Source organism: Flexivirga sp. G2 (assembly GCF_055397625.1).
Genome location: NZ_AP039675.1, coordinates 3,415,877 through 3,433,411, shown reverse-complemented (window position 1 = coordinate 3,433,411; position 17,535 = coordinate 3,415,877). Strand labels below are relative to the sequence as shown.

The 17,535-nt window shown below is 69.5% G+C and carries 17 protein-coding genes; 8 read left to right on the top strand and 9 right to left on the bottom strand.

Translation table 11 applies throughout. The features are described from left to right. Window positions 1-30 precede the first annotated feature (30 nt). On the top strand, window positions 31-690 hold the full coding sequence (locus tag ACZ50J_RS16630; protein ID WP_464298267.1) for a hypothetical protein: 660 nt from the start codon (window positions 31-33) through the stop codon (window positions 688-690). 16 nt (window positions 691-706) lie between these two features. Here the strand turns inward: ACZ50J_RS16630 and ACZ50J_RS16625 are convergent, their stop codons facing one another. Together ACZ50J_RS16625 and ACZ50J_RS16620 are read right to left on the bottom strand one after the other, a co-directional pair. Next, entirely contained in the window at window positions 707-2,341 is a 1,635-nt protein-coding gene (locus tag ACZ50J_RS16625) for a phospho-sugar mutase (RefSeq protein ID WP_464298266.1), read from the bottom strand. Further along, window positions 2,338-3,228 carry a purine-nucleoside phosphorylase gene (locus ACZ50J_RS16620; protein ID WP_464298265.1) on the bottom strand — a complete coding sequence of 297 codons (891 nt, stop codon included), beginning with the start codon at window positions 3,226-3,228 and terminating at the stop codon, window positions 2,338-2,340. Before ACZ50J_RS16620 ends, ACZ50J_RS16625 begins: the two co-directional genes overlap by 4 nt. A gap of 54 nt (window positions 3,229-3,282) precedes the next feature. Here ACZ50J_RS16620 and ACZ50J_RS16615 point away from each other — a divergent pair, with 54 nt between their 5' ends. Further along, entirely contained in the window at window positions 3,283-4,686 is a 1,404-nt protein-coding gene (locus ACZ50J_RS16615; protein ID WP_464298264.1) for an NAD(P)H-quinone dehydrogenase, read from the top strand. Window positions 4,687-4,694: 8 nt separating this feature from the next. Here ACZ50J_RS16615 and ACZ50J_RS16610 read toward each other — a convergent pair whose 3' ends face one another. Both ACZ50J_RS16610 and ACZ50J_RS16605 read right to left on the bottom strand, forming a co-directional pair. Beyond that, window positions 4,695-4,898, bottom strand: a complete 204-nt coding sequence (locus ACZ50J_RS16610; RefSeq protein ID WP_464298263.1) for a hypothetical protein — start codon at window positions 4,896-4,898, stop codon at window positions 4,695-4,697. A 115-nt stretch (window positions 4,899-5,013) separates the two neighbouring features. After that, on the bottom strand, window positions 5,014-5,193 hold the full coding sequence (locus ACZ50J_RS16605) for a hypothetical protein (protein WP_464298262.1): 180 nt from the start codon (window positions 5,191-5,193) through the stop codon (window positions 5,014-5,016). A 126-nt stretch (window positions 5,194-5,319) separates the two neighbouring features. Between ACZ50J_RS16605 and ACZ50J_RS16600 the strand changes: the two genes are divergently transcribed. Further along, window positions 5,320-5,979, top strand: a complete 660-nt coding sequence (locus ACZ50J_RS16600) for a TetR/AcrR family transcriptional regulator (RefSeq protein ID WP_464298261.1) — start codon at window positions 5,320-5,322, stop codon at window positions 5,977-5,979. On the opposite strand, the gene ACZ50J_RS16595 is transcribed toward ACZ50J_RS16600, so the two are convergent. After that, window positions 5,969-7,750 carry an acetyl/propionyl/methylcrotonyl-CoA carboxylase subunit alpha gene (locus ACZ50J_RS16595; RefSeq protein ID WP_464298260.1) on the bottom strand — a complete coding sequence of 594 codons (1,782 nt, stop codon included), beginning with the start codon at window positions 7,748-7,750 and terminating at the stop codon, window positions 5,969-5,971. The two genes, ACZ50J_RS16600 and ACZ50J_RS16595, sit on opposite strands and share 11 nt — an antisense overlap. 101 nt (window positions 7,751-7,851) lie before the next feature. On the opposite strand from ACZ50J_RS16595, the gene ACZ50J_RS16590 reads away from it, so the two are divergent. Then, window positions 7,852-8,700, top strand: a complete 849-nt coding sequence (locus ACZ50J_RS16590) for an aldo/keto reductase (RefSeq protein ID WP_464298259.1) — start codon at window positions 7,852-7,854, stop codon at window positions 8,698-8,700. A 28-nt stretch (window positions 8,701-8,728) separates the two neighbouring features. Continuing rightward, the gene (locus tag ACZ50J_RS16585; RefSeq protein ID WP_464298258.1) at window positions 8,729-9,934 is read left to right on the top strand and encodes a serine/threonine-protein kinase; all 1,206 of its coding nucleotides are present in this window, start codon (window positions 8,729-8,731) and stop codon (window positions 9,932-9,934) included. 1 nt (window position 9,935) lies between these two features. Here the strand turns inward: ACZ50J_RS16585 and ACZ50J_RS16580 are convergent, their stop codons facing one another. From ACZ50J_RS16580 to ACZ50J_RS16565, 4 genes are read right to left on the bottom strand one after another with little or no spacing between them, the layout of a single operon-like run. Continuing rightward, window positions 9,936-11,177: a hypothetical protein gene (locus tag ACZ50J_RS16580; protein ID WP_464298257.1), complete on the bottom strand. Its 1,242-nt coding sequence runs from the start codon at window positions 11,175-11,177 to the stop codon at window positions 9,936-9,938. Window positions 11,178-11,227: 50 nt separating this feature from the next. Continuing rightward, the gene (locus ACZ50J_RS16575) at window positions 11,228-12,718 is read right to left on the bottom strand and encodes a VWA domain-containing protein (protein WP_464298256.1); all 1,491 of its coding nucleotides are present in this window, start codon (window positions 12,716-12,718) and stop codon (window positions 11,228-11,230) included. After that, window positions 12,702-13,583: an AAA family ATPase gene (locus ACZ50J_RS16570; protein ID WP_464298255.1), complete on the bottom strand. Its 882-nt coding sequence runs from the start codon at window positions 13,581-13,583 to the stop codon at window positions 12,702-12,704. Before ACZ50J_RS16570 ends, ACZ50J_RS16575 begins: the two co-directional genes overlap by 17 nt. Before the next feature lie 15 nt (window positions 13,584-13,598). Beyond that, entirely contained in the window at window positions 13,599-13,997 is a 399-nt protein-coding gene (locus ACZ50J_RS16565) for a MerR family transcriptional regulator (RefSeq protein WP_464298254.1), read from the bottom strand. Between the two features lie 79 nt (window positions 13,998-14,076). On the opposite strand from ACZ50J_RS16565, the gene ACZ50J_RS16560 reads away from it, so the two are divergent. The 3 genes from ACZ50J_RS16560 to ACZ50J_RS16550 are packed head-to-tail and all read left to right on the top strand — an operon-like array spanning window position 14,077 to window position 17,534. Then, a complete protein-coding gene (locus ACZ50J_RS16560; RefSeq protein WP_464301363.1) occupies window positions 14,077-15,258 on the top strand; it encodes an acyl-CoA dehydrogenase family protein in 1,182 nt (393 codons plus the stop codon). Then, window positions 15,255-16,805, top strand: coding sequence for an acyl-CoA carboxylase subunit beta (locus ACZ50J_RS16555; RefSeq protein ID WP_464298253.1), 1,551 nt, complete (start codon window positions 15,255-15,257; stop codon window positions 16,803-16,805). Before ACZ50J_RS16560 ends, ACZ50J_RS16555 begins: the two co-directional genes overlap by 4 nt. Window positions 16,806-16,814: 9 nt before the next feature. Further along, window positions 16,815-17,534 (top strand): tyrosine-protein phosphatase, encoded by a 720-nt coding sequence (locus ACZ50J_RS16550; protein ID WP_464298252.1) that lies wholly within the window; start codon window positions 16,815-16,817, stop codon window positions 17,532-17,534. Window position 17,535: the final 1 nt, after the last annotated feature.

Here is a 17,535-nt window from a genome sequence, read left to right as displayed (position 1 = left end):
TGAGGGGCTCACCGGTGCAGCGTACCCGTCATGCCCTTCAATCTTCCCTCGCGCGACAGCTCCGCGTCAGGTCCCCGCCGCACGTTCCGGCAACCCGCGATGCTCGCGCCCGGGATCGTCCTGGCCGTCGCCTGTGTGGTCTTCCTCCTGCTGATCCTGTTCGGCGAGGGCTGGGATCACCCGACGAACCTGCTGTGGCCCCTGGCGGGGTTGCTTCTCGTCTGGGTGATCTTCCTGCGTCCGTGCGTCCGGATGACTCAGGCGGGCGTGCTGCTGTGCAACATCGTGCGGGACGTGCGTTGCAGCTGGCCGTCGATCGACCTGATCGAACAGCGTTGGAACCTCAAGGTTTACGACGCGAAGGGCAACGGCTACGGGTCCTGGGCGATCACCGCTCAGCGGCCACGCCGCACGAGTCGTCGAGGCGGTGGGATGGGCTCGATGCTCGGCGCCGGTCTCGGGTCCCGCCGGGTCGAGGTGGACGATCCGGCGAACGTCATGGAGGCACGCCCCGGATCCGCGGCCGGGGTCGCCGAACAGATCCGGGCCGGCCAGCTCGACTACGCAGGCGCAGTGCAGCGGGACCCGTCGGTGCGGGCCGAGGAGGAGTTCGTGGCTGTGCCGGCCTGGCCGGCCATCACGGCCCTCGTGGTGGCCGTCGTCTTCGTCGTGGTGGCGATCATCGCGTGACGTCTCAGCCTGCCGCTCAGCCGGCGGCGGTGAGCCGCTCGAACTCGGCGCGCACGTCGGCAAGCTTGCGGCCGGCGACAGCGGGGTCGGCGTCGATCGCCTCCAGGTAGATCTTCAGCTTCGGTTCCGTGCCGCTGGGTCGGACGATCACCCGGGTGTCGTCGGCCAGGAAGTATCGCAATCCTTCGGTCGGTGGCAGCCCACCGGCGCCCTCCGCGAGGTCGTCGATCTTCGAGACGGGTTGTCCGGCAACGACCTCCGGCGGCTGCGCGCGCAGCCGCGCCATGATCTGATCGATGATCGTCAGGTCGGAGACGCGCACGGCGAAGCTGTCGGTCGCATGCGTGCCGTGTATGGCGGCAAGGTCGTCAAGGACGCCGTCGAGCGACGTGCCCTCGGCCTTGCACTGTGCGGCGAATTCGGCGATCAGCAATGCCGCGCTGATGCCGTCCTTGTCCCGGACCGCGCCCGGGTCCACGCAGTAGCCGAGCGCCTCCTCGTAACCGAACGCGAGGGACGGAACCCGGCTGATCCACTTGAACCCGGTCAGCGTCTCCGCATGCGGCACCCCGGCCTTCTTCGCCATGGCGGCCAGCAGTCGCGAGGAGACGATCGAGTTGGCGAAGACCCCGTCGGCGGCCACTCCGCGGTGCAGCAGGTAGGCGCCGAGCAACGCACCCACCTCGTCACCGCGCAGCATCGCCCAACCCGCGGCGCGTGGCACCGCGACCGCGCAGCGGTCGGCGTCCGGGTCGTTCGCGATGACCAGATCGGCGTCGGTCTCGGCCGCGAGTGCCAAGGCGTGGTCGATCGCACCCGGCTCCTCCGGGTTCGGGAAGGCGACGGTCGGGAACGCCGGGTCGGGCTCGGCCTGGTCGGCGACGGACGACGGCGCCGCGAAGCCGGCACGATCGAAAGCCGCTCGGAACACAGCGGATCCGACTCCGTGCAGCGCGGTGTGCACGATCTTGAGGTCGCGCGGCCCATCCGGGCGGACGACCTGCGTGACCGCGTCCAGGTAGTCGTCGACCACGTCGTCGGCCAGTGTCTGCCAGCCGTCGTCGGCCTGCGGCACGTCCGCCGCGCGCGGGAAGCGGCTGATCGCGGCGGCGATCTCGGCGTCGGCGGGGGCGACGATCTGGCTGCCGTCGCCCAGGTAGACCTTGTAGCCGTTGTCCTGCGGCGGGTTGTGGCTCGCGGTCACCATGACACCGGCGTCCGCGCCGAGATGACGGATCATGAACGCCAGCACCGGTGTCGGCAGCGGATGCGGCAGGACCATCGCCCGCCCGCCCGCCCCGACGAAAACGGCGGCCGTGTCCTTGGCGAAGACGTCCGAGTTGTGCCGGGCGTCATACCCGATGACGACGGTGACGTCGCGCTTGCCGAGCTTCTCCTGCAGGTATGCCGCCAGACCCGCAGCCGCCCGGATGACGACCACGCGGTTCATCCGCGCCGGACCCGCACCGAGCGCACCGCGCAGTCCGGCCGTGCCGAACTCGAGCAGCCCGGAGAACCGGTCCTGCAGGTCCTCCAGAGCAGCTGAATCACCGGATTCGGCTGCGGCGACGACGGATTCGAGCTCCTGTCGCGTCTTCGGGTCCGGGTCGTCGGCGATCCAGTCGCGCGCCTGCGCGATCACGTCGTTCATGCCTTCTCTCGCCCCTCGGTAGCGATCCGACCGACGACGTCGGCCAGCAGGGTGCCGCACCGCTCGGCGGCCGCTTGACCGGCCTCGATGACCTCCTGGTGCGAGAGCGGCTGGTCGCTGATCCCGGCGGCGAGGTTGGTCACCAGGCTCACGCCGAGCAGGTCCAGGCCGGCCTGGCGGGCGGCGATCGCCTCGAGAGCGGTCGACATACCGACCAGGTCGGCGCCCAGGACGCCGGCCATCTTCACCTCGGCGGGCGTTTCGTACTGCGGCCCACGGAACTGCGCGTAGACGCCCTCGTCCAGCGACGGGTCGACCGAGCGGGCGAGCTCGCGCAGCCGGGGCGTGTAGAGGTCGGTCACGTCGATGAAGTTCGCGCCCTCGACGGGGGAGTGCGCGGTGAGGTTGATCTGATCGCGGATCAGCACCGGGGTGCCGGGGCCCCAGGACCGGTTCAGCCCGCCGCACCCGTTGGTCAGCACGATCGTGTGGCATCCCGCGGCGGCCGCGGTGCGCACTCCGTGGACGACCGAGCGCACGCCCTTGCCCTCGTAGAAATGGGTGCGCGTGCCGAAGACCAGCGCCCGGGCGCCGGTGTCACCGATCGCGATCGATCGCATGGCACTGGAGTGTCCGGCCACCGCAGCCGCGGCGAAGCCGGGCACCTCCGCATTGTCGACCGTCGCCAGCGTCTCGCCGATCCGGTCGGCCGCCTGGCCCCAGCCGGAACCGAGGACGAGGGCGATGTCGTGCCGGGGTGCGCCGGTGCGTTCGGCGATGGTCGCGGCGGCCGCTCGGGCGACCTCGAAGGGGTCGGTCGCCGGGTCGGTCAACGGGTTCGAATCAGTCACGGGCGCCAGCGTATGACGTGCGCCCCCACCTCGCATGCGGGAAGCATGTGTTTTCGGCGGCGACACCACGACATGGAATGATGCGGCCTTGTGAGTGGACGCCAGAAGAACGTGGTCATCATCGGTGGCGGTCCCGGCGGGTACGAGTCCGCGCTGGTCGCAGCGCAGCTCGGCGCCCAGGTCACCGTCATCGAGCAGACCGGCCTCGGTGGTGCTGCAGTGCTCACCGACTGCGTGCCGAGCAAGACTCTCATCGCGACCTCCGACTTCATGTCCCGGTTCGCGGCCGCGGGCCGGCTTGGCGTCGGCTTCGAGGGCACCGACGAGGACCAGCACGCCGAAGCGCACGCGAAGCAGGTCAACGAGCGGATCCTCGGCCTGGCCGAGGCGCAGAGCCGGGACATCCGGGCCCAGTTGGAGAGCGTCGGCGTCCGCATCCGGAACGGCCGCGGGCGGATCGCCGGCCCGGGTCGGGTCACCGCCGAGCTGGCCGACGGCGGCACCGAAGAGCTGAGCGCCGACGTCATCCTGCTCGCCGTCGGGTGCACGCCCCGCGTCATGGACACCGCCATACCCGATGGTGAGCGGATCCTGACCTGGCAGCAGATCTACGACCTCACCGAGCTGCCCGAGAAGCTGATCGTGGTCGGCTCCGGTGTCACCGGCGCCGAACTCGCGCACGCCTACCTCGGCCTCGGCTGCGACGTGACGCTGGTGTCGTCGCGCGACCGGGTGCTGCCCGGCGAGGACGCCGACGCCGCGACCGTCATCGAGAACGTCTTCCGGCGGCGTGGCATGAATGTCCTGGGCCGATCCCGGATGGCGGCAGCGCGCCGCGAGGGCGATGAGGTCGTGGTCACTCTCGAGGACGGCCGCGAGGTGCGCGGCTCGCACGTGCTGCTGGCTGTCGGCTCCGTCCCGCTGACCCACGACATCGGGCTGGAGACGGTGGGCGTCGACGTCACCAGGTCCGGTCACATCACCGTCGACCGGGTGTCCCGCACCTCGGCGCAGGGTGTGTACGCCGCAGGCGACTGCACCGGGGTGCTGCCGCTGGCCTCCGTCGCCGCGATGCAGGGCCGGATCGCGATGGCCCACTCGCTCGGTGACGCCGTGGCGCCGCTCAACCTCCGTGGTGTCTGCGCCAACATCTTCACCGACCCGGAGATCGCGACCGTCGGCTACTCACAGGCCGACGTCGAGGAGGGCCGGATCGAGGCACGAGTGGTCACGCTCCCGCTGTCCACCAACCCGCGGGCCAAGATGCGCAACATCACCGACGGGTTCGTGAAGCTCTTCGTCCGCCCGGGCAGCACCACGATCATCGGTGGTGTCGTGGTCGCGCCGCAGGCCTCGGAGCTGATCTACCCGATCGGCCTGGCCGTCCAGAACCGGCTCACGGTCGACCAGGTGGCCAGCACCTTCTCGGTCTACCCGTCGATGACCGGGTCCATCGCCGAAGCGGCCAGGCGGCTGCACGAAGCCGAGATCTGAGCCGCGACCTAGGGGCGGTCGTCCCGGCCGTCGGTGTCGTCGTCGTTCTTCTCGTCGCGGGGAGCGTAGGGATCCACCTGGTGCGGCAGCAGGCCGGCCTTCTCCCACCGGCGGTGGCGCTGCTCGCGCAGCTTGGGCCGCAGCGTGCGCAGCCCGATGATCACGCCGATGACGACGATGGTCAGAATGACGAATTTCACGAGCGCGGTCACGGGACCCCAATCTACGGCGCCGGCCGGACAACACGAAGCGGCGCCACCTCGCAAAGGGGAGAACGAGGTGGCGCCGCTTCGTGGTGCGTCCGCGCGACTGTGCGCGCGGTGTTCGTCAGTGGCTGAACGCCAGGTGCGAGTAGTACCGGGTGAACGGCTCGTGGCGAGCGATGCGCTGCTTGCGGTTGCGGGCGAAGAAGCTCGTCAGGGTGACGGCCGCGAAGCCGACGAGGAGCGCGAGCGCGATCGCGTTGATGACCACGAAGCCGATGAAGAAGGCGTTGATGTTGATCATGAGGACTCCTGAAGTTTGGCTACTACGTTTGTAGTGATTACACACTACAACTGTAGAGGCTAGGTGCCAAATCCGGATGACGTGGGCTTCGTCACGTGCGGGCGCGGACCGTGAGAAGGTGAAGGCGTGACCGCCCGCAGACGAGCCGCGCGCACGCGTTCCGGCCAGAGTCCCGAAGGCACTGCAGCACGCCAGGAACTCTTGCTGCGCAGTGCGATCGCCGTCGTCGGGCGGTCCGGGATGCGAGGACTGACGCACCGTGCCGTGGATCGTGAGGCCGGTATGCCGGAGGGCACCTGCTCGGTCTACTACCGCACGCGGCTGGCGCTGCTGACCGCGCTGAGTGGATTCGTCGCGGAGGCCCTGCATGCCGATGTGCGCGCACTGGGCGCCTCCCTGCCGACACCTCAGGGCGAGGACGACGGGATCGAGTCCGCGATCGACGCGACGATCGAGATGCTCGTGCGGTGGTCGGACCATCCCGCCCTCATCGTCACCATGTCCGAGCTGGCGCTGGAAGCAGGCCGCACGCCGTCGCTCAGCGAGCCGATCGTCGCCTGGCGGGCCAACCTCACCGACATCGTCGAGAACATCGTCTGCCGCTCGGAGAAGTCCTCCGCGCGGCTGCGCGCCGAGGCGATCGTCGCGAGCCTGGACGGTGTGGTGCTCAGTGGCCTGCTCGCCACCGCAGCGGCCGACCGGCAGGCCTACCTGCGGTCGATGGTCACGCTCGTCCTGCGGGCGATCGGCGATGCGGACCTCGAGGACTTCGACCTCAGTCGCTGATGTTCGCCAGCGCCGTGCCGGCCGGGACCATCGCGCCGACGGTGGCGGTGATCGAGGTGACGGTGCCGGAGCGGTGTGCGGTGATGGGCTGCTCCATCTTCATGGCCTCGAGAACCACGACCGTGTCACCGGCTTCGACCTGATCGCCTTCTGCGACAGCGACTTTCACGACGGTTCCCTGCATCGGCGCGGTGACTGTGTCACCGGAGACCGCCGCGGTGCCCGAGCCGGCGCGGGATCGCTTCGGAGCCCGTCGGCGGGCCGCCGGTGCGGCGCCCCCGCCACCGCCGGCGCCGAGTTGCAGGTCGCCCGGCAGGGTGAGCTGGTGCCGACGGCCGTCGATCTCGACCACGAAGGACTGCCGCGCGGGTGCATCGTCGCCGGTCGCGGGGGTGCCGTCATACGGCTCGATCCGGTTGTCGAACTCGGTCTCGATCCACCGCGTGTGTATGGCGAAGGGCGTCTCGTCGTCGGTCGCGAACGCCGGGTCGGCGACGACGGCGCGGTGGAACGGCAGCACGGTCGGCATACCGTCGACGACCATCTCGGTGAGAGCACGACGGGAACGCTCCAGCGCCTCCGTGCGGGTGCGGCCGGTGACGATCAGCTTGGCCAGCATCGAGTCGAAGGCGCCGCCGACGACATCGCCGGACACGACGCCGGAGTCGACTCGCACGCCGGGGCCGCTGGGAGCGTTGAACGTCTCGACGGTGCCCGGCGCCGGCAGGAAGCCACGGCCGGCGTCCTCGCCGTTGATCCGGAATTCGATGGAGTGGGCGTGCGGGGCGGGGTCGTCATACCCGAGTTCCTCGCCGGCGGCGATGCGGAACTGCTCGCGGACCAGGTCGATACCGGTGACTTCCTCGGACACCGGATGCTCGACCTGCAGGCGGGTATTGACCTCCAGGAAACTGATCGTGCCGTCCTGGGCGACCAGGAACTCGCAGGTGCCCGCGCCGACGTAGCCCGCCGCGGTCAGGATCGCCTTCGAGGCGCGGACCAGCTCGGCGTGCTGCGCATCGCTCAGGTATGGCGCGGGCGCCTCCTCGACCAGCTTCTGGTTGCGACGCTGCAGCGAACAGTCACGGGTGGAGACGACCACGACATTGCCGAAAGTGTCTGCCAGGCATTGGGTTTCGACGTGTCGCGGCTTGTCCAAGAAGCGTTCGACGAAACATTCGCCGCGCCCGAACGCGGTGACCGCCTCACGGACCGCGGAGTCGAACAGCTCGGGGATCTCCTCGATCGTGCGGGCGACCTTCAGGCCGCGACCGCCACCGCCGTACGCGGCCTTGATGGCGACCGGCAGCCCGTGTTGGGTTGCGAATGCGACGACTTCGTCGGCACCCTCGACCGGGTCCTTGGTGCCGGGCACCAGTGGCGCGTCCGCGGCGGTCGCGATGTGCCGCGCCTTGACCTTGTCGCCGAGGGAGTCGATCGCTGCCGGGGGAGGGCCGATCCAGGTCAGCCCCGCGTCGATCACGGACTGGGCGAATTCGGCGTTCTCGGAAAGGAATCCGTAGCCGGGGTGCACTGCGTCGGCACCGGAACGACGCGCGATCTCGAGCAACTTGTCACCGACCAGGTAGGAGTCACCCGGTGTCGAGCCGTCCAGCGAGTAGGCCTCGTCCGCGACGCGGACGTGCAGGGCGTCCCGGTCCGGCTCGGCATACACCGCCACGGACGCGAGTCCGGCGTCGGCGCACGCGCGGGCGACCCGTACCGCGATCTCACCACGGTTGGCGATCAGGACCTTGTGCAGTTCCGGCATGGCGCCGACTGTAGCGAGGGGTGATCCGGATCACGTGTTCGGGGCGTGAGACGGGGATTGCGCTCCGGCATACACGCGGGGTCGGTGGTGTTGTCTCCGCCATGAGCGATCAGGACAACAACCCCGTGCCCACCGTCGCCCTGCGCGGACAGGGCGGTGACGTACTCATCCCGCAACTCGGTTATGGCGTGTGGCAGGTGCCCGACGACGAGGTCGCGCCCGCGGTCACCGCGGCGCTGCAGACCGGCTACCGGCACATCGACACGGCGAAGATCTATGGCAACGAGGCCGGCGTCGGAGACGCGCTCGGTCGCTCGGAGCTGAGCGCCGACGACGTCTTCCTGACCACGAAGGTGTGGAACGACGACCAGGGATATGACGCGACGCTGCGCGCCTTCGACGCCTCGGAGAAGCGACTCGGTCGCGCGGTCGACCTCTACCTCGTCCACTGGCCGGCGCCGGCCCAGGACACGTACGTCGACACCTTCCGCGCCCTGCTGAAGCTGCGCGAGGACGGCCGGATCCGGGCCGCCGGCGTGTGCAACTTCGGCATCGAGGAGTTGCAGCGGGTCAAGGACGAGCTGGGCGAGTTCCCGGCCATCAACCAGGTCGAGCTGCACCCCTACCTGCAGCAGGAGAAGCTGCGCGCGTTCCACGCCGCGAACGGCATCGTGACCGAGGCGTGGAGCCCGCTGGCGTCGGGTGGCGATGTCCTCACCGATCCGGTGATCGCGCAGATCGCGCAGCGGCTCGGTAAGACACCCGCCCAGGTGATCCTGCGCTGGCACCTGCAGATCGGCAACGTCGTCATCCCGAAGTCGGTCACGCCGGCGCGCATCGCGGAGAACTTCGACGTCTTCGGCTTCGAGCTGACCGAGGACGATCTCGCCGCGATCGCACCGCTGGACCGCGACGGGCGCACCGGTCCGGACCCGGCGACCTTCGGCTGAGGCGCGACCTCTGGCATCCTGCTGACCCGTGGGAGAGGTATTCGCGGGTCGCTATGAGCTGATCGACATCATCGGCGAGGGCGGGATGGGTTCGGTCTGGCAGGTCCACGACCGGAAACAGGACCGCACGCTCGCCGCCAAGGTGTTGCGGCAATCGGATGCGGGTGCGCTGCTGCGCTTCATGCGCGAGCAGAGCACCCGCATCCATCACCCGAACGTCGTGACCCCGCTCGGCTGGGCCGGCGAGGACGACCGGGTGCTGTTCACCATGCCCCTGGTCGACGGCGGCGCGGTCAGCGATCTGTTGCAGGACCACCGCACCCTCCCGCCGCGGTACGTCGCCGAACTGCTGCGCCAGTTGTTGCGCGCGCTGGATGCCGTGCACGGTGCGGGCGTCATACACCGTGACGTGAAGCCGGCGAACCTGTTGTTGGCCGCCACCGGCACCGCGCGCCCGCACCTGATGCTCACGGACTTCGGCATCGCCGTACCCACCGATTCACCGCGTATGACGACCACCTCCGTGGTGCTCGGCACACGCGGTTACCTCGCACCCGAACAGCTCGCCGGAGCTGACCCGGCACCCGGTTTCGACCTGTATGCCGCGGGCATCCTCGCGTTCCAGCTGCTCACGGCGCACCGGCCCGACGAGATGCGGCGCAGTCGCGATCAGGTGCCGCCGCGACCGGGCGGCATACCCGACCGGCTCTGGCGGGTCGTGACCGACCTGGCCGACCCGGATCCGCAGGGTCGCCCGCCGTCGGCAGCCGCCGCGGCCGACGCACTCGAGACTCCGGAGCTGGCCTGGGTGGACCAGCAGGCGATCGTCGTCCCGCAGCGGATCGCGCTCAGCCGGGTGGAGCCGGCGACGGCGCCCGCGGTGACCCGCGTGCCGGACGTCGCGACGCGGCAGCCGCATCCGCACGCGCACGAGGCGACGCGCACCCAGCGCCGCTCACAGCCGGGTCCGTCCGCGCCGACCATTTCGGCGCAGTCCGGTTCGGCGACCGGGCGGAAGGTGGGCCTGGCGCTCGTGCCCGTGGTGGCGATCGCGGCGTTGCTCGGGATCTGGTTGCCGGGATCGTCGGACAAGGGCAGCCTCACGCCGGGCGGAGCCGCGAACGGCGGCACCTGTCAATGGCAGGACGCCGGCACACTCGAGAACAACACCACCGGCACCGCGACGCTGCAGTGCGTCGCCGACGGCGCCGGATACACCTGGCAGAAGCCCTGATTCAGGCGCGGCGACGCAGCAACACCGCAATGACGCCGGCGGCAAGGGCGACGACGAGCGCCGAGCCGGCGATCCGCAGGGCCGTGGTGGTGCCGGACCCGGAGTCGCTGCTGCCGCCCTGGCTCAACTCGGAGGCAGGGGGAGCCGCGACCGCCTTGCCGTCGGCCGCGACGTAGGTGGGTCCGGCGGTCGGGGAGCCGATGACCGCGAGGTTCAACCGGGCGGGCAGCTTCTTCGTCGGAAGTTTCGCACCGTCGTCGGAGGCGGCCACTCGTATGACGACGTAGTACCAACCGGCCACCGTCGTCCATTGCGCGCTGTCGGTCCCGACATCGCCCGCGCTGTCATAGGTCACGTTGCGGTTCGCGGCGTTGACCGGTGCGGTGTAGGTGCCGGCCGTCTGCTCGGTGGACTCCTTCTTGAACAGCAGCTGCGACCCGCTGCCGCCACCCACCGGTGCCCATTGCGGACTGAACGCCGTCACCGACAGTTCGAGTGACTCGTCCGGAGCGAAGTTGGTGCCGTTGCGTGGTGCGTCGACCGATGCGGCGAGCCGCTGACCCCAGCCGACCCGGACCCGGGCGACGGCGAGCTTGCCCGGCGTGAGGTCGACCGGATAGCTGTTCGGCGTCAGGCTCGTCGGTGCGAACAGCTGGTCGCTGAGCGTGCGGGAGGCGCCGCCGGCCGACTTGCTGGGCGCCTCGATCTCGTCCTGCTGGCTCTTGAGCGACGGCGAGCCGAGGTGCTCGATCTTCGGCTCGACGCTGACCGCGAACTGCAGTTGTCCACCCGGTGCGGGGGACGAGGACGACGCCGACGGCGAGTCGTCCGCCTTGATCGCCAGGACGAGGTCGGTGGCCGACGCGCAGTCGTCCGGCTGGTAGCCCTGGCGCTCGGACTTCGCCGGGTCGACATACACGAAGGTGTAACCGGTGTCGCTGTTGCGCAGACTGACCCCGCGGTCGGAGCAGTCGGTGTTGCCGTCGGAGGTGGTGATCTCCGCATCCACCGAACCGAAGATGGCGACGGTCACCGCGCCGCCCTCGGGTCGCTTGATCGCGGCGTAGTTCTCGGTGGTACCGGTCGGTGCGGCCGTCCGGTAGATGCCCGGGTGGAGGTTCGGTGCGTCACCACGCGCGGTGGTGAACCGCACGTCGGTCGGTGCAACGGCCGGGTCGGTGGCGGCATACGCGGGCGCACCGGCACCCAGCAGTACGGCGGCGCCGAGGGCGGCAGCGGTCACTCGAACAAGCATGGTGGCAGCCAGTATGCCGAAACGGGTCCGGCAGGCTTTCAGGTAGGCATCGTGTCGGCGACGAAGTGGCGCAGCTGGTCCAGATTGCGGCATTCGTGCATCGGCACCACCTCCCGATAACTCCGGACAGCCGAATCCCCTTGCCCCCACAACGATCTCGGCTCCGGATTGAGCCACACGATGTGTCGGGCGCGGTCCCGCACCCGCTCGAGATCGGCGACGTTCGGGTCGCCGAAGTTGTTGCGGGCATCGCCCAGGACGAGGACGGTCGATCGCTTGGTGATGGCGTCCAGATGGCCGCGCGCGAAGGTGCGCAGCGCCCAGCCGTAGCTGGAGTTGGTGCCGCGGCCGATCAGCTCCGGCGTGCTGAGTGCCCAGCTCGTCAGGGACGTGCCGGGCGGCAGTTCGTGCACGACGTCGGTGATCTCAGCGGTGCTGCTGACGAAGCCGAAGACCCGGACCCGCCGGAAATGCTGGTGCAGCGCCTGCATCAGCAGCATCGTGAAGGTGGAGAAGCCGCCGACGGAGCCGGACAGGTCGGCGAACAGGACCAGATCGGGGCGGTGCGGCGCGCGATGCCGGTATGCCGGCGTGATCGGCACTCCGCCGGTCGACATGGAGGCCCGCAGCGTGCGGCGGACGTCGATGCTGCCGCGGCCGGCGCGTTCGCGCGCAGTCATCCGAGCCGCGAGTTTCCTTGCCAGTGGGTCGATCTCGCGGCGCAGCTGCTCCAGCTGCCGCTCGCCGGAGCTGACGAAGTCGCGCTGTCGCAGCGTGGCGGGGACGGCGAGCTGGGCCAGGCGGTCCCGGTCCCGCAGTTCGGCGTTGCGCCGGCGGGTCTCGGTGCCGACCCGGCCGCGGAAGTCCTCGACACGGCGGCGCAGCTCGTCGCGGTCGACCCGGTCGGTGAGCTGTTCCGGTCGGGTGTCCGGCCGGTCCCACGGGTTGACGGCCCAGGAGGTGTCGGCGGCGGCGGAGGCCGCGGGCGCCATACCGGAGCCGGGGCCCTGGGCGTTGCCCTCGCCGCCGGAGCCCTCCTGCGTCGCGCGCAGCTGTCGGTGTGCCGCGGAGATCGCGCGCTGTGGTGCGAGCGCCTCGAGCGTGCGGGCCGAGCTCCAGCCACGCTCGGGCTCGGCCTCGTCGATCGCGCCGAGCAACTCGACTGCTGCCGCGGCGAGACGGTCCAGCTCCGCGTCGTCGCCGGCGGCGAGCGCCCGGGCGAGCTGCTCACGCAGGTCGGTCTCGTTCGCGGGTGTGTCCGACGTGGTTCGGGAGCCGGTCGCTGCCGGGAAGTAGAGGTCGAAGAGCTGGTCGAACGTCGCCCGGTCCTCGTGTTGCCGGACCATCGCGGCCGCCATACCGGAGCGCAATCGTGCCCGGTCGTCGAAGCCGAGCGCGGTGGCGACGCGTGCGGCGTCGGTCACCTCACTCGGGCCGACGCGTATGCCGTGGCCGCGCATCGCAGCGCCGAGTCGGATGAATCGACTTGCGACGGCCGGTGATTCGGCCGCTTCAGCCGGCGAGGTCACGGTCGAGGTCGAGCTTCTTGTGGGCGAGCTCGATGTCGCTGTTGTGCTTGAGGATCACGCCGAGACTGCGTCGGACGGTGGCCGGATCGAGCTCGGTCGCCCCCAGGCTGAGCAGGGTTCCGGCCCAGTCGACCGTCTCGGCGACCGATGGTGCCTTGCGAAGTTCCAGCGCTCGCAGCGCTCCGACGATGCGGATGACGGAGGCGGCCAGCACGTCCGGCAGGTCGGGCACGTGCGACTGGACGATGCGCTGCTCGAGCTCCGCAGAGGGGTAGTCGATGTGCAGGAAGAGGCAGCGGCGGCGCAGCGCCTCGGACAGCTCGCGGGTCGCATTCGAGGTGAGGACCACCAGCGGACGGTGCGCGGCGCGCAGGGTGCCGAGCTCGGGAATGGTGACCTGGAACTCCGAGAGCAGTTCCAGCAGCAGGCCTTCCATCTCCTCGTCGGCCTTGTCGACCTCGTCGATCAGCAGGACGACGGGTTGTTCGCTGCGTACGGCGGTCAGCAGCGGGCGGGGGAGCAGGAACTCCTCACCGAAGATGTCGGTGCGCAGGTCGTCCCAGGCGGTGTCCTGCTCGGCGGTGATGCGCAGCAGCTGCTTGGCGTGGTTCCACTCGTAGAGCGCGCGGGCCTCGTCGACGCCCTCGTAACACTGCAAGCGGACGAGCCGCTGCTCGAGCGCCTGCGACAGCGCGGACGCGAGTGCCGTCTTGCCGACGCCGGCCGGACCCTCGACCAGGATCGGCCGGCCGAGCGCCGCTGCCAGGTAGACGGTGGTCGAGATCTCGTCGGATGCCAGGTAGCCCGCGTCCGCCAGCGCGCGGGACACCTCGTCGACGGACGTGAAGGCTGGGCTGTTACTCACAGGTAACACGCTAGCTCAGGGCCGCCGCAGCGCTCGCAGGTCGCTGCGGCAGCGCGCCTCGACCTCCCGCAGGTCGCGCAGCGTCTGCTCGATGTCGGCTCGGCGCTGCTCGAGGTCCTCGCGTCGCGCGGCGATCTGCTCGAGCAGGTAGGTGAGCTGCCCGGCCTCGCCGGGCGTCTGGTCGTACATGTCGATGATGGTGCGAATCTCCTCCAGCGGGAAGCCGATTCGCTTGCCGCGCAGGATGAGCGCCAACCGCGTGCGATCTCGCCGATGGAAGACACGGACCGTGCCGCGGCGCTCGGGGGAGATGAGGCCGAGCTCCTCGTAATGCCGGATGGTGCGATGCGTGACGTCGAACTCGTCGGCGAGATCGGCGATCGTCCACGTCTGTCCGTCGTCCGGGGTTGTCATGCCCGGCAGCATGCTTTACGTTGACGTCAACGTCAAGCAGGTTGCTTCGACGATCCCGGACGAGAAGGACGAGCAACGGATGTTCGAGTTGAGCCAGGAACATGAGGAGTTCCGGCAGTTGGTCCGCGACTTCGCGGAGCGCGAGGTCGCCCCGCACGTCGCGCAGTGGGACCTGGACCATCACTTCCCGACCGACCTGGTGCCCAAGATGGGCGAGCTCGGACTCTTCGGCCTGGTCGTGCCCGAGGAGTATGGCGGCGCCGGTCTCGACGAGGGTGGCTTCACCTACCTGTGCCTGGCGATCGAGGAGCTCGGCCGGGTCGACCAGTCGATCGGCATCACGCTCTCGGCCGGCATGGGCCTCGGGATCAACCCGATCCTGACCTACGGTTCGGACGAGCAGAAGCAGCGCTTCCTGCCGGACCTGGTCGCCGGGCGCGCGCTCGCCGGTTTCGGTCTCACCGAGCCCGACGCCGGGTCCGACGCGGGTGCCACTCGCACCAAGGCGACGCTGGCCGACGGGCAGTGGACGATCAACGGCGCCAAGGCGTTCATCACCAACTCGGGCACCGACATCACCTCGGTCGTCACGGTCACCGCCCGCACCGGCACCGACGACAAGGGCCGTCCCGAGATCAGCGCGATCATGGTGCCGGCGGGCACTCCGGGCTTCACCGCGGAGCCCGCATACAACAAGCTCGGCTGGAACGTCTCCGACACACACGGGCTGACCTTCGCAAATTGTGTGGTGCCCGAGGGCAACCTGCTGGGGGAGCGCGGCCAGGGTTACCGGCAGTTCCTCAAGACGCTGGACGACGGCCGCATCGCGATCTCCGCACTGGCTGTCGGCCTGTCGCAGGCGTGCTTGGAGGCGGCAACCGAATACGCAAAGACCCGAACGGCTTTCGGCAAACCGATCGCCGTGAATCAGGGTGTGTCGTTCCAGCTCTCCGACCTCGCCGTCATGGTCGAGGCGTCCCGGCTGCTGACCTACAAGGCCGCGTGGTTGAAGGACGAGTTGGAGGCCGGCCGCCGGTCGGTCGCCGAGGTCAAGCAGGCGGCATCGATCGCCAAGCTCTACTCGACCGAGTCCGCGGTCACCGCGACCCGCATCGCCACGCAGATCTTCGGTGGCAACGGCTTCATGGAGGAGTACCCCGTGGCCCGGTTCTACCGCGACGCGAAGATCCTGGAGATCGGCGAGGGCACCTCGGAAGTCCAGCGGATGCTGATCGCCCGCGGCCTAGGCTTGGGCGCATGAGTGAGTTGACGGATCCGCGGGTCGCCGACGTCCGGGAGCGCCTGGTCGCGGCACACGAGGCGACGCAGACGCTGTCGGACAAGGCCCGCGCCAAGCTGGACTCCCAGAACAAGCTCTACGTCCGTGACCGCATCGCGCTGCTCTTCGACGAGGGCTCGTTCATCGAGGACGGCCGCTACGCCAACGCGACGGCAGCGAATCTGCCCGCCGACGGTGTCGTGACCGGTCGCGGCACGGTCGACGGTCGCCCGGCGATCGTGGTCGCCAACGACCCCACGGTGAAGGCGGGCTCCTGGGGTGCGCGCACCGTCGAGAAGATCGTGCGCGCAACCGAATCCGCGCTCCGTGAGGAGTTGCCGATCTTCTGGTTCGTGGACTCCGCCGGAGCGCGCATCACCGACCAGGTGCAGCTCTTCCCCGGCCGCCGCGGCGCGGGACGGATCTTCCACAACCAGGTGGCGCTGTCCGGCCGGGTCCCGCAGATCTGCTGCCTCTTCGGACCGTCCGCAGCAGGTGGCGCATACATCCCGAGCTTCACCGATGTGATCATCATGGTCGAGGGCAACGCATCCATGTACCTCGGCAGCCCGCGTATGGCGGAAATGGTTGTCGGAGAAAAGGTTTCGCTCGAGGAGATGGGCGGTGCCCGCATGCACTGCACTGTCTCCGGTGTCGGCGATCTGCTGGCCGAGGACGACACCGAGGCGATCGAGCTGGCCAAGCTGTTCTTCTCCTACCTGCCCTCCACCTGGCGCGACGAGCCCCCGACATACCTTGCGGAGGAGCCGGAGGTCCCGCTCACCGACGCGACGGTGCCGGAGATCGAGAGCCAGCCGTTCGACATACACGAGGTCATCGACGGACTCGTCGACGACGACTCGTTCTTCGAGATCAAGCCGCTGTTCGCGCCCGAGCTGGTCGTCGGGTTCGGCCGGATGGACGGCAGGACAGTCGGTTTCGTCGCCAACAACTCCGCGGCCAAGGGCGGCGTGCTCTTCACCGACAGCGCGGACAAGGCGACGCGCTTCATCTGGATGTGCGACGCCTACTCGATCCCGCTCATCTACCTGGCCGACGTGCCGGGGTTCATGATCGGCTCGGAGGTCGAACGCGGCGGCATCATCCGGCACGGCGCGAAGATGGTGTCGGCCGTGTCCGAGGCCACCGTCCCGCAGTTCTGTGTCGTGGTCCGCAAGGCGTACGGCGCCGGGCTCTACGCGATGTGCGGTCCCGGCTTCGGGCCGGACGCGACCATCGCCCTGCCGACCGCCCGGATCGCCGTCATGGGTCCCGAAGCCGCGGTCAACGCGGTGTATGCCGGCAAAATCGAGGCGATCGAGGACGACATCGAGCGTGCGCAGTTCGTGCAGGCGCGCCGGGAGGAATACCTCGAGGACGTCGACCTGGAGCGGCTCGCCTCCGATCTGGTGATCGACTCGGTCATCGCCCCCGCGGAACTGCGTTCGGACCTGTTGCACCGGTTGGCGTATGCCGCCCGCCGCGATCGGAGCTTCACGGAGCGCCGCCGCGCCATACCGCCGGTCTAGAGTTCGACAATGTCCTCGAACTCACCGATCGTGGTCGACGGAGTTGCCAATTTTCGCAGCACGGAAGGCTTTCGGTCGGGCAATGGCGTGGTGCGCGCCGGCCGACTCTTCCGCTCCGGCAGCTTGCAGGCAATCACCGAGACCGGACAGGAAACCGTCACGGGCCTGGGCGTTCGCACCCTCGTGGACCTGCGGACCGACGCCGAACGCAGTGGCTGGCCGGACCGCGTCTGGCCCGGGGTTCGGGTCCTGGGATGCCCGATCCTTGACGATGAGCAGGACGATGAGCAGGACGATGAGCAGGACGATGAGCAGGACGACGAGCAGGACGACGAGCAGGACGACGAGCAGACCGACACCATGTCGGACATCTATCGCGGCATCATCCGCGACCGCAGCGAACAGCTCGCGGCAGCCGTGCGGGCAGTCGCCGATTCCGGTGACCACGGGGTGATCGTGCACTGCTACGCGGGGACCGACCGCACCGGCCTCGTCGTCGCGATCATGTTGCTCGCCGTGGGCGTGGACCGCGACGCGGTCGTCGGGGACTATGCCGCCTCCCATTCCGACGCCGATGACCGGCGATCGGCGACGGAGCTGATGACGGTGACGCTCGACGAGCTCGACCGGCTGTATGGCGATGCGGCGGGGCTGTTGACCGCCGAAGGGTTCACCAGCGACGACCTGCAACGCCTCCACGAGTGGCTGATCGACGTCGATCCGGGTTAGC